This window comes from Pseudoxanthomonas sp. SGT-18 (assembly GCF_003931645.1).
In the GTDB taxonomy this organism is placed as follows: domain Bacteria; phylum Pseudomonadota; class Gammaproteobacteria; order Xanthomonadales; family Xanthomonadaceae; genus Pseudoxanthomonas.
In genome coordinates this window covers 1-24,296 of the sequence record NZ_RRYJ01000005.1, presented here as the reverse complement: position 1 = coordinate 24,296, position 24,296 = coordinate 1, and the positions used below count along the sequence as shown (strand labels likewise).

The following is a 24,296-nucleotide window of genomic DNA, read 5'->3' as shown; positions in this document are numbered from 1 at the left end:
TCACATGCGCCGGCGCAGCCACAGGTAGGCGCTGCGGCGGGCCAGCGCCATCGCCCGCGCCATGGCGTTGCCGACCCGCAGGTCCAGCGCCGAAAGCAGGCCCGGCACCGTGCGGCGCAGGTGCTCGTGGAAGGCCACCGCCTGCGCCGCCTGCTCCTTCATCAGCCGCACGCTCCACTGCGTGGCGCTGATGCGGAAGCTGGCCAGGGTGTGCGGCAGCGCGACCATGTCGCCGTGGAGCATGATGCGGGTGTAGGTGGCCTGGTCGATCAGGTACGGGAAGCTGTTGTCCCAACCGCCCTCGCGCTCCAGCAGCTCGCGCCTGAACAGCACGCAGCCCGGCTCGCCGAAGATGTTGGTGCCCGCGCGGACCGATCGCCGCACGGCCTCGCGGCCGGACACCAGGCCGCGCAGCCCGGCCAGGCCGCGCCCGCGCACCACCACCCGCCCCTGCGCGTCGATCAGGTTCCGCGGCGAGGCGACCAGGACCGCGGACGGGTGCGCGTCCATCGCCGCGACCTGCTCGCGCAGCGCGGTGGGCGCGATCAGGTCGTCGCCGCACACCAGCTTGACCAGCTCGCCGCGGGCCTCGGCGCTGACCCGGTTCCAGTTCGCCAGCGCGCCGCCGCCGGCGGGCGTGGGTTCCAGGATGCGCACCCGCGGCAGGCCGCGGTACCGCTCCAGCACGGCCTGCGTCCCGTCGCGCGAGCTGTGGTCGGCGACCACCAGCTCGTAGTCGTCGTAGTCCTGCACCAGGATCGAGTCCAGGGTCTGCGCGACGAAGTCCTCGTTGTTGTAGGCGGGCACCACCACCGAAACGCGCGGCTGCACGGGATTCCTCCTAGGGCCGGCCCTTGCGCCGGAAAGAGAAGTACTTGTGGCCCACGTAGTTGAACACCACCACCAGCGCGGTGATGGCGACCTGCACCGGGATCGCCGGCAGTCCGCCCAGGTCCACCAGCAGCGCCAGCGCGCCGGCATTGAGCAGCAGGGCCATGCCGTTCACGCTGGAAAAGCGCGCCAGGTCCAGCCAGAAGTGCCCCTCCACGCGGAACACCAGCCTCCGGTAGACGAAGAACACCGCCAGCAGCGACACCACCCAGGCGATGCCGAGGCTGACCACCGACGGCACGCCGGGGCCGAACCACAGCACCAGCGCGGCGAACAGCGCGGTGCTGAACAGCGTGTTGGCGCCGCCGACCAGCAGGAACAGCACGCGCTGGTCGGAGACGAAGCGCTGCAACGGCCCGGGCGCGCCGGAGAACGGCAGCCCCCGCGGCGGAACCGGCGGCTTTTCCCCCGGTGCCGGCGCGTTCACCGCGCCTCCCCCGCCGGCACGCACTCGAAGCGCATTCCGGTCCAGAACAGGCCCAGCCGGCGCTGGTCGCCGCTGCCCGGGATCTCGGCGGCCGGGACCGTCGTGCGCGAGACCGACAGGCGCACCTGCCTCGCGCCGCCGAGCACGGGGAAGGCCACGCGCGCGGGCTGGCCGGGCTGCATCGCGATCTCGCGCACGTCCGCGCCGTCCTCGATCCGCAGCCGGCGCGCGGCAAAGCCCTCCGGCAGGTAGGCATCGGCGACCAGGGCGCAGCCACAGGCCGGCACCGCGAGCACGGCCGCGCCGTCCATCCAGGCCCCGGTCGGCTCCGCGGCGTGCCAGCCGCCGGCGCGGCGGACCTCGCAGCCGCCACCCGGCCCTTCCGCGGCGAACAACGCCAGGCCGCGCTCGCGCAGGATGCCCGCGCCCAGCCGCGCGTGCTCCAGCGGCGACTGCAGCAGGCGCGCGGCCGCCTCGTCGGGCACGCCGGCCCGCAGGGCCTGGTTCATCGCCCGGAACGCGTCGGCGCGGTACGGCGTGGCCTTCCACTCGCGGTCGTACGTCAGCGCCAGTCCGGCGCCCACCGCCAGCCAGAAGGCCAGGAACGCCCACGCGGCAGGCTGCGCCGGCGAGGTCCTGCCGCCGGATGCCAGCGCCTCCAGCCACAGCCAGAGCGCGCCGACGAGGAACAGCACCACGTCCATGTAGTAGCGCGAGGCCATGACCGCCATCGGCCCGCCGTCGCCACGCGCCGCGGCCAGCGACAGCGCGGTCAGCACGCCGTAGCCGACCAGGTACAGCGGCACCAGCGAGCCCGAATACAGCCCGCGGCGCAGCCGCGAGGCGATGCCGCAGGCCGCGGCGACGAGCCCGGCCGCGCCGAGCCAAGGCACCAGCCCCAGCGGCACGCCGCGCTGGGCCAGCGTCTCCACCCCGATCCAGGCGGCGCCCAGTGCGTACAGCGACAGCTCGGCCATGCGCGGCAGCGTGCCGAACAGCTTCGCGAAGGAGTGCCCGTCCTCGCCCTGCCCGCCGCCGCCCTGCGCCAGCGACCAGCCCAGCGCGGCCAGCAGCGCCAGCAGCGGCACGCACCGCAGCAGCAGCCCCGTGCGGCGCCCGCCGCGCAGGTCGTGGAAGGCGGCCAGCAGCTGTACGCCCGCCACCGCGCCGGCGTAGGCATAGGACCAGCCCATGCCGACGAACATCACGATCACCACGCCGGCGACCGCCAGCGCGAGCGCCGTCCACGCCTGCCCCGCGCCCGCGCTTCCCTGCGCGCGCAGCAGGCGGTCGTGCGCCAGGAAGAAGAGGACGAAGCACAGGTTCTTCGTCCACAGCGGCAGGCCCAGGTCCAGCGTGAACAGCTCGAAGCCGGCCCAGCTGAAGCACAGGCCGGCGATCGCGAGCGCGGCCGCCGCGCGCCACAGGCCCCTGCGCGGATGCCAGCGGCCGCGCTGCCAGAACGGCTCGCGGTCGAGGCGGTAGGCGAGGAGGAACGCCACCGTCGCCACCACCACGCCGGTCATGCGGTTGGCGAGCATCACGTCCAGCGAGAACAGGCGCACGTTGGCCATCAGCGCCAGCGCGTTGATGAAGCCGCGGTGCGCCGAGCCCAGGCCCCAGAGCTCGACGAACGACAGCCGCCCCTGCTGCCATTCCTGCAACTGGTACAGCAGGCGCAGCGAGTCCATGTACAGCGCATCCGGATGCGCCCGGGTCACGAACGCCTGGTGCAGCGCGCCGAAGGCGAGCGCGGCGCACGCGGCCACCAGCAGCGACCGCACGCGGCCGTCGCGGGGAAGAAGGCGGCCGGACGTGTCCAGGCCCTGTCCTCGATGTGGCATCGTGCGGCCCCTACGCGCCCACGGAGCGCGACAGCACGCCCCACAGCGCCTCGCGCGAATAGTGGCGCGCGATGAACCCGCGCGAGGCCGCCGAAACGCGGTGCCAGTCGCCGTCGTCGGCGAGCAGCCGCAGCACGGCCGCGGCGAACCCGTCCGCGTCGTCGGCCCGGGGCATGAAGCCGGCGGCGTCGCCGAGCCCCTGCATGCCGGTGGACGTGGTCACGCAGGGCACGCCGAAGCGCAGGCTCTCCAGCACCTTGCCCTTGACTCCGCCGCCGAAACGCAGCGGCGCCACCGCCACGCGCGCGGCGCGGTAGTACGCGGCCAGCCGCTCGTCGCTGACGTAGCCGGTGACCTCGACCCCGTCGCCCGCCAGCGCCTGCACGTCCGGGTGCGGGTTGGAGCCGACCAACAGCGTCCGCACGCCCGGCATCCGCTCGCGGATGCGCGGCAGTGCCTCGCGCACGAACCAGCAGGCGGCGTCCACGTTCGGCGGATGCGCGAAGCCGGCCACGAACAGGATGTCGCGGCGGTGCTCCGGGCCGGGCACGTCGGCCTCGTCGAGCGCCTCGTAGGCGAACAGCGGCACGGTCTCGGCCACCGCCGCGCCGCCCTGCGCCTGCAGCCACGCGCGCACGTGCGCGGTCTCGTCCGACGAGGGGTACAGGATCACGTCCGAGCGCCGCCACAGGTCGTGCTCCATCGCGCGGAAACGCTCGGCCTCGGCCTGCAGCGCCGGGTCCGGCTGCAGCTTCAGCTGCTCGAGCAGGCGCAGGTGGTGCACGTCGTGGCCGTAGTACACCACCCGGGCCCGGCTGTGCCGGCGCACCGCCTCGATGAAGTTGACCGACACGTGCGGCCGGTTGAGCACCGCCGCGGCCAGGTGGATGCGGCCGTCGTGCACCTGGAACGGCAGCAGCCAGCCGACCACCGCCGCGACCACCGCGAGGCCGACCAGGCTGGTCAGCCAGGGATCGGACCCGGAGCCGGTGTGGAACAGGCTGCCGACGCCCCAGGACACGGCCAGCAGCAGGGCCGCCGCGGCAAGCGCGGAAAGCCCGCAGTAGTAGGCCACGCCCAGCACCGCGAGGAAGCCGAGCACCAGCGCTGCCCCGCCCGGGCGCCCGGAACGGGCGGCCACGAGGTTGACGAGCAGTGCCCCGGCCGCGGCGGCGAGCGCCGCCTGCAGGTAGCCACCGAGGTAGCCATTGGCGCTGGCCGGGAACAGGCCCTTCCGCCATGCGGCATAGCCGACGACCACGAAGAACAGCACGAGGAGGAACTCCGCCCCCCCGCGCAGGCCGGACCGCAACACCTGCTGGTTCATTCCATTGCTCCGTCAGTCGGTCCGAGGCAGGCCAGGCCCGCGACCTCGAAGGCGGCGAGGTCCCGGCGGCTGTCGGCATCGACCAGATAGAAGCGCGTGCCCCCGGCGACCCACTGCCCGGTTTCCGCCTCGCCCTGCGCCGCGCCTGAGGCGAACACCTTGCGCCCGCCATCGTCGCCGCGCACCTGGACCAGGACCGACTGCACCGCCGGATCCTTCACCTTCCACGCGATCCGCGCCGCGACCCGCTGGCCCTCGCAGGCGCCGACGGCGCCAGGCTCGACGCTGAGCACGGCATCCTCGTTCTCCACCGAGGTCGGATGGGGGGGGCACGCCGTCCTGCACCGGCTCGATCCGCCCGCAGGCGGACAGGAACGGGAGGGCCAGCACCGCCAGGGTGCCAACGATGGCAGTTCGCATCATGTGTTACCGGACTCGCCTTTCAGGAAAAGACCCGCGGGATTCCCGCAGGCAATTCGAACCTCGTTACTCCACCGGCACTGTCGTCGGATCCATGGATGGCAAGCCGCTTTGCGTCGCGCGGTCCGCCGGGCCCGTGCCTGGCGACGACCGGCCGCATCGGGCGCCAATGATCCGGGCATTGCCCATGCACTTCAAGCTTTCACGCCAGCGGCGCGCGCGAACCGTGACGGCCGGCCGCCGGAGCGGCCTCCCCGGCGCCGGCCACCAGCGTCCTGGCAACCTCGTCCAGGCTGGCGACCGCGATCCCCGCCGCACTCTCGCCCGGCTCCGCCCCGGGGCCGCACAGCAGGAACCGGCGGACGACCCCCGCAGCCGCGGCCGCCTCCATGTCCTTGGGCGTGTCGCCGACCATCACCGACCCGGCCGGATCCAGCCCGTGCCGGCCAATGGCCTCCAGCAGCATCCCCGGCTCCGGCTTGCGGCAGGCGCAGGCCACCTTGTACGCGCCCTGCCCCGCCTCCGGGTGGTGCGGGCAGTAATAGGTCGCCAGCAGCGGCGCGCCCTCCTCGGCGAAGCGCGCGTGCACCCAGCGCGTGTAGGCGCGGAACTGCGCCTCGTCGTAGTAGCCGCGGGCGATGCCGGCCTGGTTGGTGGCCACCACGAGCACGTAGCCGGCCGCGCGCGCGGCGCGCGCCAGCTCGAAGATCCCGGGGACCCACTCGGTGCGCCCGGGGGTATGCACGTAGCCGTGGTCGACGTTGACCACGCCGTCGCGGTCCAGGAACAGCGCCCGGTGCGGCCCGCCACCGACCAGCCCCGCCGCTTCCGGCGGCACCGTCACCACGGGCTCGCGGACCCCGCTCACGCCGCGCCTTCCCGGAACAGGTGCTGGGCGCGGACGTAGTCCTCCGGCACGCCGATGTCGATGAAATCCGCGGTGCGCTCGAACGCGGCCACCTGGCCGGACTCGCTCCATGGCCGCAGCACCAGCTCCTCGAACGACCAGGCGCCCTGCGGCGCGGGCAGCCGCGCGAACGCAGCCGCGTCCAGGAAATAGCTGCCGGCGTTGATCAGGCCAGGCCCGGCGCCACCCTTCTCGCGGAAGCCGACCACGCGCCCGCCGGCCACTTCGACCGCGCCGTAGCGCCCCACGTCGTCCACCGCCGCCAGGGCGATGCCCAGCGCGCAGCCGTGCCCGCGGGTGGCCGCTTCCAGCGCGGCCGGGTCGTAGCGCAGGAAGGTGTCGCCATTGGCCAGGTGCACGCCGTCGCCCTGGGCCAGGGCCAGCGCCTGGCGGATGGCGCCGCCGGTGCCCAGCGGCGCGTCCTCCACCGAATAGGCGATCTCCATGCCCTGCCAGCGGCGCCCGACCGCGTCCTCGACCTGCGCGGCGCGATAGCCCGTGGCGAGGATCACCCGGCGCAGCCCGGCCGCCGCATAGGCGTCCAGCAGCCAGGCCAGGAACGGGCGGCCGGCCACCGGGGCCAGCGGCTTGGGCACGTCGCTGACCACCGCACGCAGGCGCGTGCCGAGGCCGCCGACCAGGACGATCGCTTCCTCAGCGGCCATCTTTGGGGAAGATCTCCGACTCGATCAGGGCGCACAGCAGGTGGCCGATGAACTCGTGGCCTTCCTGGATGCGCGGGGTCTCGTTCGATGGGACCTGGAAGCAGACGTCGCAACGGCCGGCCATGTCGCCGCCGCCCGCGCCAGTGAAGCCGATCACCTTCACGCCCTTGGCCTCGGCCGCGTCGAGCGCGCGCAGGATGTTCTTCGAGCGCCCGGAGGTGGAGATGGCGATGAACACGTCGCCCTCCTGGCCCAGCGCCTCGACCTGGCGGGCGAAGGTGTAGTCGTAGCCGTAGTCGTTGCCGATCGCGGTGAGGATCGAGGTGTCGGTGGTCAGCGCGATCGCCGGCAGGCCCGGGCGGTCGTAGTAGAAGCGGCTGACCAGTTCGCCGGCCCAGTGCTGGGCGTCGGCGGCGCTGCCGCCGTTGCCGGCGAACAGCAGCTTCCTGCCTGCGCGCAGGGCGTCGACGCACAGCCGCACCGCCTGCGCGATCTGCTCGCGCAGCCGCGCGTCGGCGGCCATCGCGTTGAAGTTGGCCAGGGTCTTGTCGAACTCCGCCTGGACGAAGGTATTCAACCGATTTTCCATGAGGACGCTCCGTGCGGAGTGAAGTGGGTGTCGTAGACGGTGCCGCCGGCGCCGGACAGCGCGCGCACCAGGCGCACGCGTTCGGCCGGGTCGCACACGAACATCATGAAGCCGCCGCCGCCGGCGCCGGAGACCTTGGTGGCGAGGGCGCCGTTGGCGAAGGCCAGCGCCTCCAGTTCGTCGATCATCGGGTTGGTGATGCTGGATGCGCTCTGCTTCTTGGCTTCCCAGCCGGACTGCATGACCTGGGCGAAGCGCGCCAGGTCGCCGCGCAGCAGCGCCTCCTTCATCTGCACCGCCTCCTGCTTGAGCCGGTGCATCGCCTCCAGCGAATCGGTGCGGCCCTCGCGGATGTTGCGCGACTGCTCGTCGATGATCTTGGCCGAGGCCCGCGACACGCCGGTGAAGTACAGCACCAGGCTGGCCTCCAGCTCGTTCCAGATCCATTCCTTGATCCGCAGCGGGTTCACGATGACCCGGTCGCCGGCGTAGAACTCCATGAAGTTGAAGCCACCGAACGCCGCCGCGTACTGGTCCTGCTTGCCGCCCGCCAGGGCCAGGTCCTTGCGCTCGATGTCATAGGCGATCTGCGCGATCTCGTACTCGCCCAGGGCCAGGCTGAAATACTCGTTGAACGCGGTGACCAGGGCCACGACCATGGTCGAGGACGAGCCCAGGCCGGATCCGGGCGGGGCGTCCGAATGCGCGCGGATGCGCAGCGCCGGGCGGCGCCCGCCGAGCAGGCGGTCGGCCACGTGCAGGTACACGCCGCGCATCAGCTGCTGCGGGCCCGGCGAGCGGTCAACCTCCTCCGGGTCGAGCACCTGCACCGAACCGGCGTCGAGCGCATGCAGTTCGAGCTTGCCGGTCGGGGAACGGTCGAGGGTGGCGTACGCGAACTTGTCGATGGTGACGTTCATGACGAAACCACCGTGCTGCTCGCTGTACGGCGAGACGTCGGTGCCACCGCCGGCCAGGCCCAGGCGCAGCGGCGCGCGGGAACGGATGATCATGCCCGGTTTTCCTTGTCGCGATTGGTCGAAAGCGCGTCCAGCAGCTGCGCGGTCAGCGCCTGGCGCGAGAACAGCGAACGGGCCAGGCGCGCGCCCTCGCGCGAGCGCCGGCGCCACAGGCCGTCGTCGGCCAGCAGGCGGGCGATGGCCTCGGCCAGTTCCACGGCGTCGTCGGCCACGGCGGCCACCTGTTCCAGGCCCGGCAGGCCCTGGGCACCCACGGAGGTCGTCGCCAGCGGCAATCCGTTCTGCAGCGCCTCCACCACCTTGCCCTTCACCCCGGCGCCGTAGCGCAGCGGCACCACCGCCACCCGCGCCTGGCGGTAGCGGCGGCAAAGTTCGGCGTCGCTCACGTAGCCGGTGACCTCGACCTGGCGCCCGGCCAGGCCCTTGACCACGTCGGTGGGATTGGAGCCGACCAGCGACAGCGTCAGCTGCGGATGTTCGCGCCACAGCCGCGGCATCACTTCCTGGACCAGCCACAGCGCGGCGTCGACGTTGGGCGAATGCGCGAAGCCGGCGACGAACACCAGCCCCGAACGCCCGTCCGGCTCGGCGTCGTCGACGAAGTGGTCGAAGGCATACGGCGAGATGGCGCGGACCGGGGTTCCGGGCGCCAGCGCCGCGACCTCGTCGGCCTCCTCCTGCGACGGGTAGAGGACGATGTCCGCCCCCTGCCACAGTTGCCGTTCCAGCGCCTCGATGCGGCGCGCCTCGTGGCGCAGGTCATCGCGCCCGGCCACGTCCGCCTCGCGCGCCAGACGGCGGAAATGCAGGTCGTGCCCGTAATAGGCCACCGGCACCCCCGGCGCCTGCTTGCGCAGCGCCTGCAGGTAGGGCAGCGAGATGTGCGGCCGCGACAGCAGCACCGCGTCCAGCCCGGCCCCGCACTCGCGCAGGTAGTCGGCGAAGCCGCCCATGCGCCGGCTGCCGTAGATCACCTCCACCCCGCGCCGCTGCAGCAGCGGCGTATACACCGGATCCTGGTGCAGGTTGTCCGGCCAGAACTTGACCACCCAGCCGGCGGCCAGCAGGGAATCGATGAAGGCCACCATCGTGCGCGAGCCGGCGTCGCGGTCCGGCTGCGGCACGTAGTGGTCGACGATCAGCACGACCTTGCGGCCCCAGGCGCGGTCGCGCGCCCGCATCACCTGCTCGCCGTTGGGGTAGTGCGCCGCCAGTTCCGCCTCCCAGCGCCGGCGCAGCTTCTCCTGGTTGGCGACCTGGTAGGCCTTCACGCCACCGGAGGTGTCGGTGCCGTGGGAGATGCCCTCGAAGTGCACCACGGTGGAGAACGGGGTGTAGTAGACCTCGCGCCCGGACTGCCGCACCTTGAACGCCAGGTCCGAGTCCTCGCAGTACGCCGGGCAATAGTGCTCGTCGAACCCGCCCAGCTCGCGGAACAGGGCCAGCGGCAACAGGATGCTCGCGCCGGAGCAGTAGTCGGCCGGGCGCACGTAGTTGAACTCGTGCTCGCCCGGGTCGCGCAGGCGGCCGTAGTTCCAGGCCGAGCCGTCGCGCCAGACGATGCCGCCGGCCTCCTGCAGGCGGCCATCGGGGTACACCAGGCGCGAGCCGGCCATGCCGGCGTCCGGATGGTCGGCGAACACGTCCAGCAGGCCGTCCAGCCAGCCCGGCATCACCTGGGTGTCGTTGTTGAGGAAGCACACGTACTCGCCGCGCGCCAGTTCGGCCGCGGCGTTGCAGGACCGGATGAAGCCGAGGTTCTGCGGATGCTCGTGGTAGCGCAGCCCCGGCACCCCGGCCAGGCGCCCGATCTCGGTGTCGCCGGAGGCGTCCTCGGCGACGATGATCTCGTAGGGCACGCGCGGCGCCGACTCGACGATCGAGCGCACCGCCGCGGCGGTGTAGCCCAGGTTGCCGTAGGCCGGAATGATGACGGACACGCGGGGCGCGTCGAACACCGGCACCGCAAGACCATCCAGGACGTGCTCCACGTCCTGGACTGCGGCCACCACCTGCGCGGTGATCGCCCTGGCCTGCTGCTTCTCCGTCCTCGCCAGCAGCCACCGCCGGACCGGCGTCGCGAAGGGCGCCAGCAGCGGATGCGATCCCAGCCCGCGACCGCGCAGGGAAGCGACCACTGCTGCCCAGTCGCCGCGCGCCACGCGTGCAGCGAAGCGGAGGGGCTTGGTTACCCGCCAGGAGCGGGACGAGAGCACCGCCTGGAGCAGGTTCCTGAGCTCCTCGATGTCCTCGGAGACGCCGGGCTGCGCTTCGTTCCCGTCGCCGGACCGGCCGCCGATCTGGGCGTGCAGGTCGCCCCGCATCCTGTGGATGGCACCGGCCACGGAGGACATGCGCGCCTGCACGTCGTCATGGTCGCCACGGAGCTTCTCGTGCTCGTGGTGGAGCTCCTGGTAGATGTGGCAGGTCTCGTCGTGCCTCCGCTCAAGGGCCTCGTGCGTCCGCCGGAGATCGTCGTACGCGCGCCGGACCTCGCCGTGGCTACGCTCGAGGGCCGTGTGCGCCTGCTCCAGCGCCTCATGTGCCTGGCGCAGCTCGCCGAGCGTATCCCGGAGCGAACCCAGCTCCCGGTCGAGGGACAGCGCCCAGGCGGTCCGCTCCTCGAACTCGCCCTGCAGAGTCGCGTAACGGGAGCGCCACTCGGCGATCTCCTTGTCCTGCGCCTGTGCCCACCTGGCCACTTCACGGTGGCGCTCGTAGAGATCCTCTGTCTCCGACAACAGGATGGACGGCCCCAGCCCGGGCAGCAGGCGCTCGTCCGCGGCCGCCAAGGCGATGAAGTACACCGGCTCGTCCCACGTGGCCACGCGCTCCTCGACGGCCCCCGCCGCCTCGGCCAGGCCCTGCCAGCTTCCCGACAGGCGGTCGGGCGCCAGGTGGGTGATCGTGGAGGCCACCGCGAGACGCTGGCCGACGTACCGCACGGCCGGGAAGTGGCGCCCGAGCAGTTCGGACAGCTCGGCCATGTCCAGCTCGCGGACATGGAACTCGTTGTGGTGGCCCGCCTTCTCCGAATACACCTTGCGATTGGGCGAGGAAAGGATCAGGCAGCCCTCCGGCCTGAGGACGCGCCGGATCTCGGCGATCATCTCCTCCTGCTCATGGAGGTGTTCCAGCGTCTCGAAGGAGACGACCACGTCCACGCAGTTGTCCGGCAGAGGGAGCGCGGCGGCCGAACCCTGTTCGAAGCGGAGGTTGGCGATACCGGCGTACTTCGTCCGGGCGTGTTCCACCGCCTCCTGCGAAATGTCCACGCCCACGACGGAACGCGCGACCCGAGCCATGGCGGCGCTGCCATAGCCCTCCCCCGAGGCGACGTCCAGGACGTCCTTGCCCGCCACCGCCGACAGGCACCAGGAGTAGCGATGGAGGTGCTCTTGGCGGATTTCGCCCCCCTCCGTGGGGATGAAGCGCTCGCCCGTGAATTTCATGCTCATTCGCCCTGCCTGCGTGCAATCTCGATGGCGGCCATGGGGATGCCTACCAGCCCATGGCGCATGGTTTCGTCGACCGCACGGAACTCGAGGGCATCGTGCAGCCAGTGCTGTTGGGTATGGTCGTCCTGGCTTCCGGACGCGACCGCCGCGTCCACCATGTAGCTTCCCGATGGAAGCACCGGCATGCGGAACCGGAAAGTCGCATCGATGACCTCACCGGCCGCCACGGACGTATCGGCGTTGCGATAGGCCAGATAGGTGTTGTCGCCGAAAAGGCGCTGCCCCAGCCTGTCCTTCACGTAGAAGCCGACGATCGTCGACTCCAGCGCCTTGTTCGCACGCACGCTGATGCGCAGGTTGACCACTTCGCCACCGGAAAGCAGCGGAGCGGGCTGCCCCTCGGCATCCAGCAGGGCCACGTCCACGATGGTGGCACCGCCGGCGCCGAACTGCGGGCCGGCGCGGTCCGGGTCGAATTCGAACACCGCCAGGCGGTTGCAGACGCCCAGCTCGTCCATCAGCTTCTTGCGGAAGTCCTCCCGGCAGGCCTCCTCCCGCTGCCTGCGCCGCTCCACGCCCACGTCCACGTGGACGACCTCGCCGACAGCGTCGGCGCGACCGCGCGCGTGCTGCTGGGCCATGTAGGCCTCGACTATGGCGCCGGCGCCGCCCTCCATCCGCACCTGTCCGTCCTCCAGCCAGATCGCCCTGGAGCACAGGTTGGTGACGGCGGCCGCGTCGTGGCTGACGAACAGCAGCGTGCCGTGCTTCTGGAAGTTGCGCAGGAAGCGCATGCACTTCTGCGCGAAGAACGCGTCGCCCACCGACAGCGCCTCGTCGACGATGAGGATGTCCGCGTCCACATGGGCGATGACCGCGAAGGCCAGGCGCACGGCCATGCCACTGGAATAGCTGCGCACCGGCTGGTCGATGAACTCGCCGATGTCGGCGAAGTCCAGGATGCGCTGCATGCGCTCCTCGACCTGCGCGCGGCTAAGGCCCAGGATCGTACCGTTCAGGTACACGTTTTCTCGCCCGGTGAACTCCGGGTTGAAGCCGCTACCCAGTTCCAGCAGCGCCGCGACCTTCCCTTCCACCCGGCAGGTACCACCACTCGGCGCGAGCGTACCCGCGATGATCTGGAGCAGAGTCGATTTGCCCGAGCCGTTTCGGCCGACAATGCCGACAGTCTCGCCGCGGCGGATCTCGAAGGACACATCGCGCAGGGCGTGGAACTCACGGTGGCCGCCATCCCGGCCGAGCAATGCATGCCAGAGCCTGTGCACCGGCTTCTCGTACATGCGGAAGCTCTTCCTCACCCCGCTGACACTGATCACTGGGGACCCCACGGCCGGAGATCCCGTACCAACCGACACTCCGGCCTCAAAGGACATCGGCAAACCCCCCTCGCATGCGGCGGAACAGGCCCAGTGCCAGGACCGCCAGCACGGTCACGCATGCCGTGTATAGTCCGAGCGCAGACCAGTCCGGCATGCGCCCCCAGATCACCACCTCACGCGCCTGGTCGATGATCAGGGTGAGCGGGTTGGCGTAGAAGACCCAACGGTAGTTCTCTGGCAGAGATTGCACCGGGACGATGGCCGACGAAAGGAAAAGCATGGTGGTTGCGAGGACGCCGACCACCTGGCTGATGTCGCGCAGGTATACGCCGAGCGCGGAGAGGAACCAGCCCACTGCCACCGCGAGGATCACCAGCGGCGCCACCACCACCGGCAGCAGCACTGCGTGCCACGACAGCTCGCCATGCCAGAACCACTTGAGCGCGAGCAGCACCAGCACGTTCATGCCCAGGTGGAACAGGGCGGTCAGCACCATGCTGCAGGTGAGGATCTCCAGGGGAAACACCACGCGCTTGACGTAGCTGGGGTTGGACAGGACCAGCTGTGGCGCGCGGGTGAGGCACTCGGCAAAGAAGCCGTGAATCACGAGGCCAGCGAACAGGATCAGGGCAAAGTCCGTGGTCGACCCGGTCGTCCCGGGCCAGCGGCTGCGCAAGATGTATCCGAACGCCAACGTGTAGACCATCAGCATCAGGAAGGGGCTGATAAGCGACCACAGCAAGCCGATTGCCGCGCCGCGGTATCGCCCGAGGATTTCGCGCTTCGTCAGCTCGACCAGGAGGGATCGTCGCTGCGCGAGTGTTGCCAGCATCTGCATCTCCTCAGGCGGCCAGCGCCTGCTCCAGGTCGCGGCGCAGATCTTCGACGTCCTCGATGCCCACGCTCAGGCGCACCAGCGAATCGCTGATGCCCAGGCGCGCGCGGCGCTCCGGCGGGACCGAGGCGTGGGTCATCACCGCCGGGTGGTTGAGCAGGCTTTCCACCCCGCCCAGCGATTCGGCCAGGGTGAACAGCCGGGTACGCGAGCAGAAGCGGCTGGCGGCCTCGAAGCCGCCCTTGAGCACCACCGAGACGATGCCGCCAAAGCCGGACATCTGCCGCGCCGCCAGAGCGTGCTGCGGGTGCGATTCCAGGCCCGGGTAAATGACCTTTTCCACCTTCGGGTGCGACTGCAGCCACTGCGCCAGCGCCAGGGCGTTTTCGCAGTGCGCGCGCATGCGCAGCGGCAGGGTCTTGGCGCCGCGCAGGGCCAGGAAGCTGTCGAACGGCCCCTGCACCGCGCCGACCGAGTTCTGCAGGAAGGCCATGCGCTCGCCCAGCTCGTCGCTGGCGGCAACCACCACGCCGCCGACCATGTCCGAATGGCCGTTGAGGTACTTGGTGGCCGAGTGCAGGACCAGGTCCGCACCCAGCTGCAGCGGACGCTGCAGCGCCGGCGAGGCGAAGGTGTTGTCGACCACCACCAGCAGGCCGTGGCGATGGGCGATCTCCGCCACCGCGGCGATGTCCACCAGCTTGAGCATCGGGTTGGTCGGGGTCTCGATCCAGACCATGCGCGTGCGCGGGGTGATCGCCGCGGCGAACGCGTCCAGGTCGGCCAGGTCGACGAAGCTGAAGTCCAGCGCCGCGCTGCGCCGGCGCACGCGCTCGAACAGGCGGTAGCTGCCGCCGTAGAGGTCGTCCATGGCGACCACGTGGTCGCCGCTGTCCAGCAGTTCCAGCACGGTGGAGCTGGCGGCCATGCCGGAGGCGAAGGCGAAGCCGCGGCTGCCACCCTCCAGCGCGGCCACGCAGCGCTCCCAGGCGAACCGGGTGGGGTTGTGGGTGCGCGAGTACTCGAAGCCCTGGTGCTCGCCCGGCGCGGACTGCGCGTAGGTCGAGGTGGCGTAGATTGGCGGCATCACCGCCCCGGTGAACGGATCGGGCGCCTGGCCACCGTGGATGGCCAGGGTGGCGAACGCGTGAACGTCCGGGGACAGGCCGTCGCGGGTGGTGTGGTCGGGCATGGCGGCTCTCTCGAGGTAGCCGCGGATTCTAGCAACCGCCCCTTAACCAAACCTTGGCGCCGGTCCCGTCCCGGCCAGGAACCGGCGCCCGGCCCTCACTGCGCCCGCCGGCGCAGGTAGTTGAGCAGGTCGATGCGGGTGATCAGGCCCAGGAAGCGGTCGCCGTCGATGACGATCGCCACCTGGCCGCGGTCGAACACCGGCAGCAGGGCCTCGATCGGCGACTTCACGTCCAGCTTCTCCAGCTTGGTGACCATGGCCACCGAGACCGGGTCGCGGAAGCGCGCCTCGTCGCCGTACACGTGCAGCAGCACGTCGCTCTCGTCGATGATGCCGGCCAGGCGGTCGCCTTCCATCACCGGCAGCTGCGACACGTCGTACAGCTTCATCCGCTGGTAGGCGGTGGTCAGCAGGTCGGTCGGGGCGACCACCACGGTGTCGCGCTGCGCGTACGGGCGCATGATCAGGTCGCGCAGGTCGCCGTGGTGCGGGCGCTCCAGGAAGCCGTTGTCCAGCATCCAGTAGTCGTTGTACATCTTCGACAGGTACTTGTTGCCGGTGTCCGGCACCAGCACCACGACCTTCTTCGGCGTCGTCTGTTCGCGGCAGTAGCGCAGCGCGGCGGCCAGCAGGGTGCCGGTGGACGAGCCGCCGAGGATGCCCTCCTTCTCCAGCAGTTCGCGCGCGGTGTGGAAGCTCTCCGCGTCGGGGATGGCATAGGCCTTCTTCACCCGGCTGAAGTCGGAGATCGAGGGCAGGAAGTCCTCGCCGATGCCCTCCACCAGCCAGCTGCCGGACTTGTCGCTGAGCACGCCCTCGTTGATGTACTGGGCCAGGATCGAGCCGACCGGGTCGGCCAGCACCATCTCCACGTGCGGGGCGTTCTTCTCGAAGCAGCGCGACAGGCCGGTCATGGTGCCGGAGCTGCCGCAGCCGAACACGATCGCGTCTAAGCCACCGGCCGCGGCCATCTGCTCGATGATCTCCGGGCCGGTGCCGAACTCGTGCGCGGCCGGGTTGTCAGGGTTGCCGAACTGGTTGATGAAGTACGCCCCCGGGGTCTCGGCGGCGATCCGCGCGGCCAGGTCCTGGTAGTACTCCGGGTGGCCCTTGCCCACGTCCGAGCGGGTCAGCACCACCTCCGCGCCCATGGCCTTGAGGTTGAAGATCTTCTCCCGGCTCATCTTGTCCGGGACCACCAGGATCAGCTTGTAACCCTTCTGCTGGGCCACCAGCGCCAGGCCCAGGCCGGTGTTGCCGGCGGTGCCCTCGACCAAGGTGGCGCCTGGCTTGAGGTCGCCGCGGCGCTCGGCCGCCTCGATCATCGACAGGCCGATGCGGTCCTTGATCGAGCCTCCGGGGTTGAAGTTCTCGAGCTTGAGGTAGAGCTCGCACGGGCCGGTGTCCAGGCGGCGCGCCTTGACGATCGGGGTGCGGCCGATGAGTTCGAGCACGGAAGCGTGCAGGGCCATTCTCGGGTCCGTTTCCTGGGCGCCGCGTCGCGGCGGAGCCCGGATTATCGGCCGGATCGCCGGCGCCGGTAAGGGCGCCGGCGGGTATCGCGGCGGCACCGGCGCCGGAAAGAATTGCGCGGGCGGCAGTGGCCGACGAGGAGGCCACCACCGCCCGCGGCGGTGAAACGCGGGAGATCGCGGTCAGTGCGACCGTTCGTAGATGCGCAACAGGCGCTCCTTGGCGGCAAGCTTCTCGCGCTTCATCTGCCCCAGGGTCATGTCGTCGATGGGGAGCACCCCGAGTTCGGCCTGCATGCACTTCTTGTCCAGCAGCCGGTGTCGCTGGTAGAGCTGCTTGAATTCGGGGTTGCTCTTGATCAGCGCGTCGATTTCGGCCTGCGATTGCCCTTCGAACATCTGTGCACCTCCTGGGTCGTTACGTCCCTGACGGCGTACTGCCGGCGGTCCTGGCCGGCGCCGGAAAAACAAACGCCCCGGGCCGGGAGCCCAGGGCGCAGGATTGCCGGAACGGCAGATGCGGGATTTTCCGCTCCCCAAGCCGCCGCCGCGGCGGATGCCCGGCTTCGACAGGGACGGGAGCGGCGGAATGCAGCATCGGCGCATACTCCGGATCTGAGCGGCGGCACGGGGGTGTGCTGCCGGCTCGATTCCGACCCTACTCCCAAGCCCGGGGGCCTTCAAGGGGCCGCGGCGTGAAGGCGCCGGAAGTGTTAACCGCGCCACCCGGCGTCCCGCACCAGGGCGAGACGACGGCTGCAAGCCATTGATTTTACAAACCTAAATGAAGTCAGAGGGCGACGGTGACCTCGGCCGCGCGCTTGCTGGTGGCCGGATCCTTGACGCCGTCGGCCTTGATCCTGCCCTTGTCCACCCCGGCCGCCACCAGGGCGTCGCGCAGGGCCGAGGCGCGGGCCATCGCCACCTTCGGGTCGCTGTCCCAGGCACGGATGCGGACCGAGCGCCGGGCACCAATCTGCAGGTACGCGGCCAGCGCTTCCGCCGCGTCCTTGCCGGCGGCGGTGAGGCTGGACTTGCCGCTGGCGAAGACCGCGCCGGGCAGCACGAAGACCTCGCCCTGGCTGCCGAAGGTCGAGGCCGGCAGCTTCTTTCCGGACACCAGCTCCGCCTCCTGGCGGGCCAGCTCGGCTTCCTTGCGCCGCGCCGCGCTCACCTGCGCGCTCTGCCGGCCGGCGGCCTTGCCCAGCGCCGCCTCGGCCTCGCTGCGCGCCAGCGCCTCGGCCTCGGCGGCCAGGCGCAGGCGCTCGGCCTCCTCGGCCTGGATCTGGGCCTGGATGCGCAGCTGCTCGGCCTCGCGGCGGGCCCTCTCGACCTCGCGCCGACTGGCTTCCACCAGCAGTTCGCTGCGCTGCAACTCCAGCCGCGCCAGCTCGCCGCGGGCGGCCGCGGCGCGGCCCATGGTCTCGGCGATCTCGACCCGGCGCTCGGCCAGGTACAGGGCCTCGGGGCGGTCGCTGCGGCGGGCCTGCTCCAGGGCGGCAATCGCCTGCTGGGCCTGCAGCAGCTCCAGGCCGGCGCCCCGCGCCAGCGACGGATCGGCCTGCAGCGCCTCCAGCCGCGCGCGCAGGCGCGCCGCGTCGGCGTCCTCGGCGGCCAGCGCGGGGGCGGCCAGGGCCAGCAGCAGGCAGGCGGCCAGTGGACCGGACAGGCGGCGCGCGCTCATTCGGCGCCCTCCAGCCGGGCCAGGCCCAGCTGCCGGCGCAAGCCATCGACCTCCTGCCGGCGCTGCAACACGTCCGCCTCGGCCCTGGCCAGCTCGCTGCGGGCCCGGGCCAGGTCGGCATCGGCCGCCACCCGGCGGGCGCGGGCCTCGGCGTTGCGCTGGTCGCTGCGCGAGCGCGAGGCGGCCAGCGCCTGGGCCTCGATCAGCCCCTGGCGGGCGGCCTCGATCAGGTCCGGGGCGTAATGGTCGGCGTCGGCCTGCTGGGCCTCCAGTACCGCGCGCTCGGCCTGCTGCACGGCCGGCAGGGCGGTCTGCGCCTGGGCCGTGACAACCAGCCCGAAAGTGCATACCAGCGCGTACAGGGTCCTGCGGAAGTATGCGAAGCTAGGATCGTTCATCGGGGAAAGTCGCGTCCCTTGGGGTCGCGGCCATTGTCGGAAGCCGGAGGCGTCCATGCAAATGGATGCCCGGGCACCTTGCTATTGGGGAACGTCACTTAATGGATATCGGCTACTTCCTGAAGCTGATGACCGAGAAGAATGCCTCGGACATGTTCCTGACCACCGGGGCGCCGGTCTACATCAAGATCGAAGGGAAGCTCTACCCGCTCGGCAACACCGGGCTGCCGCCGGGCATGGTCAAGAAGATCGCCTATTCCCTGATGGACGAGGGCCAGGTGCCGCAGTTCGAGCGCGACCTGGAGCTGAACATGGCCATCGCCGTGGCCGACGCCGGCCGCTTCCGCGTCAACGTGTTCAAGCAGCGCGGCGAGGTGGGCATGGTGATCCGCGCGATCCGCAGCGTGATCCCGTCCATCGAGGAACTGAACCTGCCGGAGGTGCTGAAGGACATCATCATGACCCCGCGCGGGCTGGTGCTGATCGTCGGCTCCACCGGCTCGGGCAAGTCGACCTCGCTGGCGTCGATGATCGACTACCGCAACAGCAACATGACCGGGCACATCCTCACCATCGAGGACCCGATCGAGTACCTGCACAAGCACAAGAAGTCGATCGTCAACCAGCGCGAGGTGGGCCTGGACACCCACGCCTTCCACAACGCGCTGAAGAACGCCATGCGCGAGGCGCCGGACGTGATCCTGATCGGCGAGATCCTCGACGCGGAGACCATGGAGGCAGCGATCGCGTTCGCCGAGACCGGCCACCTGTGCCTGGCCACCCTGCACTCCAACAACGCCGACCAGACCATCGAGCGCATCCTCAACTTCTTCCCCGAGAGCGCGCACAAGAACGTGCTGATGAACCTGGCGCTGAACCTGCGCGCGGTGGTCTCGCTGCGCCTGGTCCGCGGCGTCGACGGCCGCCGCCTGCCGGCCACCGAGGTGCTGCTGAACACGCCGATGATCCGCGACCTGCTGCGCCGCGGCCAGGTGCACGAGATCAAGGCGGCGATGGAGGCCTCGCTGGAGGAAGGCATGCAGACCTTCGACCAGTGCCTGTTCCGGCTGGTCAAGCAGGGCCGGATCGACCAGGAGGAAGCGCTGCGCGCGGCCGACTCGCGCGACGGCCTGGCGCTGAAGTTCCGCCTGTCCGAGGGCGCCGAGGGCGAGCACGATCCCTACGCCGACCTCAACCAGCCCAGCGCCGGCATCAGCCACGGCTTCGTCTGAAGCCTGGCCGCGGTGGACCCGGGGGCCGCGCACTGCGCGGCCCCTTGCCTTTGCAGGCTCAGGAACGCGGCGCGTCCGGCTGCGCCTCCGGCGCCGCCGCGGCGAACGCCGGCAGCGCGGCGCAGGCGGCCCCGATCCGGGCGATCGCCGGCCACGCCGCCAGGTCCAGGCCAAAGCGGCGGGCGTTGTACAGCTGCGGCACCAGCACGCAGTCGGCCATGCCGGGCGCATCGCCGTGGCAGAAGCGGCCGGTGGCCGGATCGCCGGCCAGCAGCCGTTCCAGCGCGTCCAGGCCCAGCCCGATCCAGTGCCGGACCCAGGCCTCGCGCGCCGGCTGGGCCTGTTCCAGCCCGTGCTCCAGGTACTGCAGCACGCGCAGGTTGTTGAGCGGATGCACGTCGCAGGCGATCGCCTGGGCCAGCGCGCGCACCCGCGCACGGCCGGCGGCGTCGGCCGGCAGCAATGCCGGCTCGGGCCAGGTCTCGTCGAGGTACTCGAGGATGGCCAGCGACTGCCGCAGCACCAGATCGCCGTGCCTGAGCACAGGCACCAGCTCCTGCGGATTGAGCGCGGCGAACGCGGGCGCGTGCTGCTGGCCGCCATCCCGGACCAGGTGCACCGGCTCGCTGGCGTAGTCCAGGCCCTTGAGCGCCAGGCCGATGCGCACGCGGTAGGCGGCGCTGGAACGCCAGTAGGTGTAAAGCGTCAGTTGCGCGGACATCCTGCCTCCCGGTGCGGCGCGCCTGCGTGGGCCGGCCTCAGGCCGCCGGCGGCTGCGGTTCGATGCGCTGCTCGATCGCGCCGAAGATGCTGTTGCCCTGGCGGTCGAACATCTCGATGCGGATGCGGTCGCCGAACTTCATGAACGGCGTGGACGGCTTGCCGTCGCGCAGGGCCTCGACCGTGCGCCGCTCGGCGAAGCACGAGGCCCCCCGGGACACGTCCTGGTTGGCGATGGTGCCGGAGCCGACGATGGTGCCGGCCGCCAGCGGCCGGGTCCTGGCCGCGTGCGCGACCAGCTGGGCGAAATCGAACTGCATGTCCTCGCCCGCCTCCGGGGCGCCGAACCACTCGCCGTTGTAGTGGGTGACCAGCGGCAGGTGCAGCTTGTTGCCGCGCCAGGCATCGCCCAGCTCGTCGGGGGTCACGAACACCGGGCCCAGCGCCGAGCGCGGCTTGGACTGCAGGAAGCCGAAGCCCTTGGCCAGCTCGGCCGGGATCAGGTTGCGCAGGGACACGTCGTTGACCAGGCCGACGAGCTGGATATGGCCGGCGGCCTGCTCCGGCGTCACCGCCATCGGCACGTCGTCGGTGACCACCACGATCTCGGCCTCCAGGTCGATGCCGTAGTCCTCGCTGACCACGCGCACCGGGTCACGCGGGCCGAGGAAGCCGGCGCTGGTGGCCTGGTACATCAGCGGGTCGGTGTAGAAGCTCTCCGGCACCTCGGCGCCGCGGGCGCGGCGCACCCGCTCGACATGCGGCAGGTAGGCGCTGCCGTCGACGAATTCGTAGGCGCGCGGCAGCGGCGCGGCCAGGGTGGCGTGGTCCAGCTCGAACGCGTCCGCGGCTTGGCCCTGCTCCAGCGCCTCGGCCAGCGCCACCAGGCGCGGCGCGGCACGCTGCCAGTCGTCCAGGGCCTGCTGCAGGGTGGCGGCGATGCCGGTGGCGCGCACGGCGCGGGACAGGTCGCGGGAGACCACGACCAGGGTGCCGTCGCGGCCGCCTTCCTTGAGGGTTCCGAGCTTCATTGCGCGCTCCTGCTGGCTGTGGATGGCGGATTGTAGCGGCTCGGCACGGACGGTTTCACCCGAAAGCATCGCCGCGGAGCGCGCCTGAATGCTTCCCGCGGCCGCGCCGGACGCCGCCGGCGCTCTTGCCGTAGAATGCGCGCACCGATTGCCAGCGGCCGTCCGTTTCCCCCAGGGACCGGCAGCGCCGGAACAGCTCCGGCGTCCCGCTCCATCCCCGACGCCTTCCGCCTGGCATTCGCGCCGGACCTTTCCGGCCCATCCCTTCTCGCAGCGCGGATTCACGGGAACGCTCCGAGTCATCGGCCTTGACGGCCACCCGGCGGCAGCCGCCGCGGGTCATCCATGGAGTGTTCCCTGATGTCGTTCGAATCCCTGGGCCTTGCGCCCTTCCTGCTGCGCGCGCTTGCCGAGCAGGGCTACCAAACCCCTACCCCGATCCAGCAGCAGGCCATCCCGCTGGCGCTGGCCGGCCACGACCTGCTAGCCGGCGCCCAGACCGGCACCGGCAAGACCGCCGCCTTCGGCCTGCCGCTGCTGCAGCACCTGGGCACCGCGCCGCAGAAGGTCAGCGGGCCGCGCAAGCCGCGCGCCCTGGTCCTGGCGCCCACCCGCGAGCTGGCCACCCAGGTGCACGACAGCCTGCGCGGCTACAGCAAGTACCTGCGCATCCCCAGCGCCGTGGTCTACGGCGGCGTGGGCATGGGCAACCAGCTGGATGCGCTGCGCCGCGGCGTGGACCTGGTGATCGCCTGCCCGGGCCGCCTGATCGACCATATCGAACGCCGCAGCATCGACCTGTCCGGGATCGGGATCCTGGTCCTGGACGAGGCCGACCGCATGCTCGACATGGGCTTCCTGCCCTCGATCAAGCGCATCCTGGCCAAGCTGCCGAAGCAGAACCGCCAGACCCTGCTGTTCTCGGCCACCTTCCCCGAGTCGATCAAGCAGCTGGCGATGGAGTTCATGCGCAACCCGCGCGAGGTCCAGGTCACCCCGCAGAACACCGTGGCCGAGACCATCGCCCACCGCGTGCACCCGGTCGACGCGGCGCGCAAGCGCGAGCTGCTGCTGCACCTGCTGGGCCAGGACACCCGGGTGCAGACCCTGGTGTTCGCCAAGACCAAGCACGGCAGCGACAAGCTGGCCACGCACCTGGAGAAGGCCGGCATCCGCGCCGCGGCGATCCACGGCAACAAGAGCCAGAGCCAGCGCCTGCGCGCGCTGGGCGACTTCAAGTCCGGCAAGGTCAACGTGCTGGTGGCCACCGACATCGCCGCGCGCGGCATCGACATCGACCAGCTGCCGCGGGTGATCAACTACGACCTGCCGATGGTCGCCGAGGACTACGTGCACCGGATCGGCCGCACCGGCCGCAACGGCGCCAACGGCGAGGCGCTGTCGCTGGTCTCGCAGGACGACGCCAAGCTGCTGCGCCAGATCGTGCGCCTGCTCGGCCGCGACATGGAGATCCGCGACCTGCCCGGGTTCGAGCCGCAGGTGCCGATCCGCTGGGGCAACAGCGCCCCGGGCAAGGCCGAGCAGCCGGGCGGCCAGCGCCCGCCGCGCAAGCCCGGCGGCGGCCGCGGCCGGCGTCCGCATGGCGGCGGCGAAGGCCAGGCCCACGCCCATGCCGGCAATCGCGCCGGCAACCGCGGCGGCAATGGTCGCGGCAACCGCGCGCCGGCGGCCGCCACCCATGCCCAGCAGCGCAATGGCGGCGGCCCGCGCCGCGACGCCAACCGCTGATATCCACGGATAACGCGCAGGATGGAACGGCAGCCACGGCTGCCGTTCCCGTCCCGGGGCCCGCAACGGGCCCAGCCCGTGGCATTGCCCGCCCGCCCGGCCACGAACGACAATCCACGCCATGGAAATCTTCAAGGTCTTCACCCTCGAGGCGGCGCACCGCCTGCCCAACGTGCCCGAGGGCCACAAATGCGCGCGCCTGCACGGGCACTCGTTCCGGGTGGAACTGCACGTGGAAGGGCCGGTCGACCCGCAGGCCGGCTGGGTGATGGACTTCGCCGACCTCAAGGCGGCGTTCAAGCCGCTGTACGAGCAGCTGGACCACCACTACCTCAACGAGATCCCAGGCCTGGAAAACCCGACCAGCGAGAACCTGGCCGCCTGGATCTGGGCCCGGCTCAAGCCCTCGGTGCCGCTGCTGAGCGAGGTTATGGTCCACGAGACCTGCACCTCCGGTTGCCGCTACCGCGGCTGAGCCGGCGACCTGCCGGGCCGCCCCTGCCCTCCTTCCGCGCCGCCGGCCCGTGCCGGGGGCGTTTTCGTGCGCGCCTTCACAAAGCAGAACAACGGTTGCGGGCGATGTTGCATCGCACAAAAGGACGGGGTATGCTGCATCGCACCATAGAGGTGATCCGTACTGGAGCCAGCCATGTCCTACCAGTTCAACGAGCAGCTCAGCGCCTATACCCACCAGTTTGCGGCCGTGGCCGCGCGGGTGAACCGCCTGGCCCTCGAGAACGCCGAGTCGCTGTTCGGCGTGCAGCTGCGCACCCTGGAGAAGAACGTCGAGGCGACCACCAGCTACCTGGGCGAACTCGCCGAGGCGCGCGACCTGGATGCTTACCGCACCCTGCTGCCGAAGGGCCTGCAGGTGGCCCGCGACAACGCCGAGCGCGTTGCCGCCGCCGGCCAGGAAGTCATCGGCCTGACCCTCAAGACCGGCGAGGCGCTGGGCGAACTGGCCAAGAGCCAGTTCGAGAGCGCCACCAGCCAGGTGCAGGCGACCGTCGCCAAGGCCGCGCGCAAGCGCTGAGCCATCCCGGGCCGCGGCCCGGACCACGATTCAAGTCTTTGCGCGGTTCCCTCCCCCGCGCAAACCCGGGCCCGGCAGCATCCCCTCCCGCTGCCGGGCCTT

23 protein-coding genes are annotated in these 24,296 nt (G+C 71.1%); 4 read left to right on the top strand and 19 right to left on the bottom strand.

What is annotated here, in order from left to right; translation table 11 throughout:
- The 17 genes from EIM47_RS08195 to EIM47_RS08120 form a co-directional block, all read right to left on the bottom strand.
- Positions 1–831, bottom strand: a complete 831-nt coding sequence (locus EIM47_RS08195; protein ID WP_125076641.1) for a glycosyltransferase family A protein — start codon at positions 829–831, stop codon at positions 1–3.
- A gap of 10 nt (positions 832–841) precedes the next feature.
- Positions 842–1,318, bottom strand: a complete 477-nt coding sequence (locus tag EIM47_RS15655; protein WP_164514573.1) for a GtrA family protein — start codon at positions 1,316–1,318, stop codon at positions 842–844.
- On the bottom strand, positions 1,315–3,162 hold the full coding sequence (locus tag EIM47_RS15650; protein ID WP_164514572.1) for a hypothetical protein: 1,848 nt from the start codon (positions 3,160–3,162) through the stop codon (positions 1,315–1,317). Before EIM47_RS15650 ends, EIM47_RS15655 begins: the two co-directional genes overlap by 4 nt.
- A 10-nt stretch (positions 3,163–3,172) precedes the next feature.
- A complete protein-coding gene (locus tag EIM47_RS08185; protein WP_125076640.1) occupies positions 3,173–4,489 on the bottom strand; it encodes a glycosyltransferase in 1,317 nt (438 codons plus the stop codon).
- Complete coding sequence (locus EIM47_RS08180) at positions 4,486–4,800, bottom strand: hypothetical protein (RefSeq protein WP_164514571.1); 315 nt, start codon at positions 4,798–4,800, stop codon at positions 4,486–4,488. The genes EIM47_RS08185 and EIM47_RS08180 overlap by 4 nt, the downstream gene beginning before the upstream one ends.
- A 311-nt stretch (positions 4,801–5,111) precedes the next feature.
- Entirely contained in the window at positions 5,112–5,777 is a 666-nt protein-coding gene (locus EIM47_RS08175) for an HAD family hydrolase (protein WP_205948703.1), read from the bottom strand.
- The gene (locus EIM47_RS08170) at positions 5,774–6,481 is read right to left on the bottom strand and encodes a nucleotidyltransferase family protein (protein WP_019399582.1); all 708 of its coding nucleotides are present in this window, start codon (positions 6,479–6,481) and stop codon (positions 5,774–5,776) included. Before EIM47_RS08170 ends, EIM47_RS08175 begins: the two co-directional genes overlap by 4 nt.
- On the bottom strand, positions 6,471–7,070 hold the full coding sequence (locus tag EIM47_RS08165; RefSeq protein WP_037035021.1) for a D-sedoheptulose 7-phosphate isomerase: 600 nt from the start codon (positions 7,068–7,070) through the stop codon (positions 6,471–6,473). The genes EIM47_RS08170 and EIM47_RS08165 overlap by 11 nt, the downstream gene beginning before the upstream one ends.
- Positions 7,055–8,083, bottom strand: coding sequence for a hypothetical protein (locus EIM47_RS08160; RefSeq protein WP_019399584.1), 1,029 nt, complete (start codon positions 8,081–8,083; stop codon positions 7,055–7,057). The genes EIM47_RS08165 and EIM47_RS08160 overlap by 16 nt, the downstream gene beginning before the upstream one ends.
- Positions 8,080–11,508 (bottom strand): methyltransferase domain-containing protein, encoded by a 3,429-nt coding sequence (locus EIM47_RS08155; protein WP_125076637.1) that lies wholly within the window; start codon positions 11,506–11,508, stop codon positions 8,080–8,082. Before EIM47_RS08155 ends, EIM47_RS08160 begins: the two co-directional genes overlap by 4 nt.
- Positions 11,505–12,809 carry an ABC transporter ATP-binding protein gene (locus EIM47_RS08150; RefSeq protein WP_240626191.1) on the bottom strand — a complete coding sequence of 435 codons (1,305 nt, stop codon included), beginning with the start codon at positions 12,807–12,809 and terminating at the stop codon, positions 11,505–11,507. Before EIM47_RS08150 ends, EIM47_RS08155 begins: the two co-directional genes overlap by 4 nt.
- 82 nt (positions 12,810–12,891) lie before the next feature.
- Entirely contained in the window at positions 12,892–13,680 is a 789-nt protein-coding gene (locus EIM47_RS08145) for an ABC transporter permease (RefSeq protein ID WP_240626190.1), read from the bottom strand.
- Positions 13,681–13,690: 10 nt separating this feature from the next.
- Positions 13,691–14,875: a cystathionine gamma-synthase gene (locus tag EIM47_RS08140; RefSeq protein ID WP_125076634.1), complete on the bottom strand. Its 1,185-nt coding sequence runs from the start codon at positions 14,873–14,875 to the stop codon at positions 13,691–13,693.
- A gap of 95 nt (positions 14,876–14,970) precedes the next feature.
- Complete coding sequence (locus EIM47_RS08135; protein ID WP_125076633.1) at positions 14,971–16,347, bottom strand: pyridoxal-phosphate dependent enzyme; 1,377 nt, start codon at positions 16,345–16,347, stop codon at positions 14,971–14,973.
- A 183-nt stretch (positions 16,348–16,530) separates the two neighbouring features.
- Positions 16,531–16,746: a YdcH family protein gene (locus EIM47_RS08130; RefSeq protein WP_019398592.1), complete on the bottom strand. Its 216-nt coding sequence runs from the start codon at positions 16,744–16,746 to the stop codon at positions 16,531–16,533.
- A gap of 391 nt (positions 16,747–17,137) precedes the next feature.
- A complete protein-coding gene (locus EIM47_RS08125; RefSeq protein WP_019398591.1) occupies positions 17,138–18,031 on the bottom strand; it encodes an OmpA family protein in 894 nt (297 codons plus the stop codon).
- Positions 18,028–18,429, bottom strand: coding sequence for a DUF4398 domain-containing protein (locus EIM47_RS08120; protein WP_019398590.1), 402 nt, complete (start codon positions 18,427–18,429; stop codon positions 18,028–18,030). The genes EIM47_RS08125 and EIM47_RS08120 overlap by 4 nt, the downstream gene beginning before the upstream one ends.
- Before the next feature lie 101 nt (positions 18,430–18,530).
- On the opposite strand from EIM47_RS08120, the gene EIM47_RS08115 reads away from it, so the two are divergent.
- Positions 18,531–19,661 (top strand): PilT/PilU family type 4a pilus ATPase, encoded by a 1,131-nt coding sequence (locus EIM47_RS08115; RefSeq protein ID WP_125076632.1) that lies wholly within the window; start codon positions 18,531–18,533, stop codon positions 19,659–19,661.
- A gap of 58 nt (positions 19,662–19,719) precedes the next feature.
- On the opposite strand, the gene maiA is transcribed toward EIM47_RS08115, so the two are convergent.
- Complete coding sequence (maiA, locus tag EIM47_RS08110) at positions 19,720–20,382, bottom strand: maleylacetoacetate isomerase (protein ID WP_019398588.1); 663 nt, start codon at positions 20,380–20,382, stop codon at positions 19,720–19,722.
- A 37-nt stretch (positions 20,383–20,419) separates the two neighbouring features.
- Positions 20,420–21,412 carry a fumarylacetoacetate hydrolase family protein gene (locus EIM47_RS08105; protein WP_019398587.1) on the bottom strand — a complete coding sequence of 331 codons (993 nt, stop codon included), beginning with the start codon at positions 21,410–21,412 and terminating at the stop codon, positions 20,420–20,422.
- A gap of 360 nt (positions 21,413–21,772) precedes the next feature.
- Here EIM47_RS08105 and EIM47_RS08100 point away from each other — a divergent pair, with 360 nt between their 5' ends.
- From EIM47_RS08100 to EIM47_RS08090, 3 genes are all read left to right on the top strand, one after another.
- Entirely contained in the window at positions 21,773–23,161 is a 1,389-nt protein-coding gene (locus EIM47_RS08100) for a DEAD/DEAH box helicase (protein ID WP_125076631.1), read from the top strand.
- A gap of 121 nt (positions 23,162–23,282) precedes the next feature.
- Positions 23,283–23,636 carry a 6-carboxytetrahydropterin synthase QueD gene (queD, locus tag EIM47_RS08095; RefSeq protein WP_125076630.1) on the top strand — a complete coding sequence of 118 codons (354 nt, stop codon included), beginning with the start codon at positions 23,283–23,285 and terminating at the stop codon, positions 23,634–23,636.
- Positions 23,637–23,810: 174 nt separating this feature from the next.
- Entirely contained in the window at positions 23,811–24,194 is a 384-nt protein-coding gene (locus EIM47_RS08090; protein ID WP_019398584.1) for a phasin family protein, read from the top strand.
- Positions 24,195–24,296 lie beyond the last annotated feature (102 nt).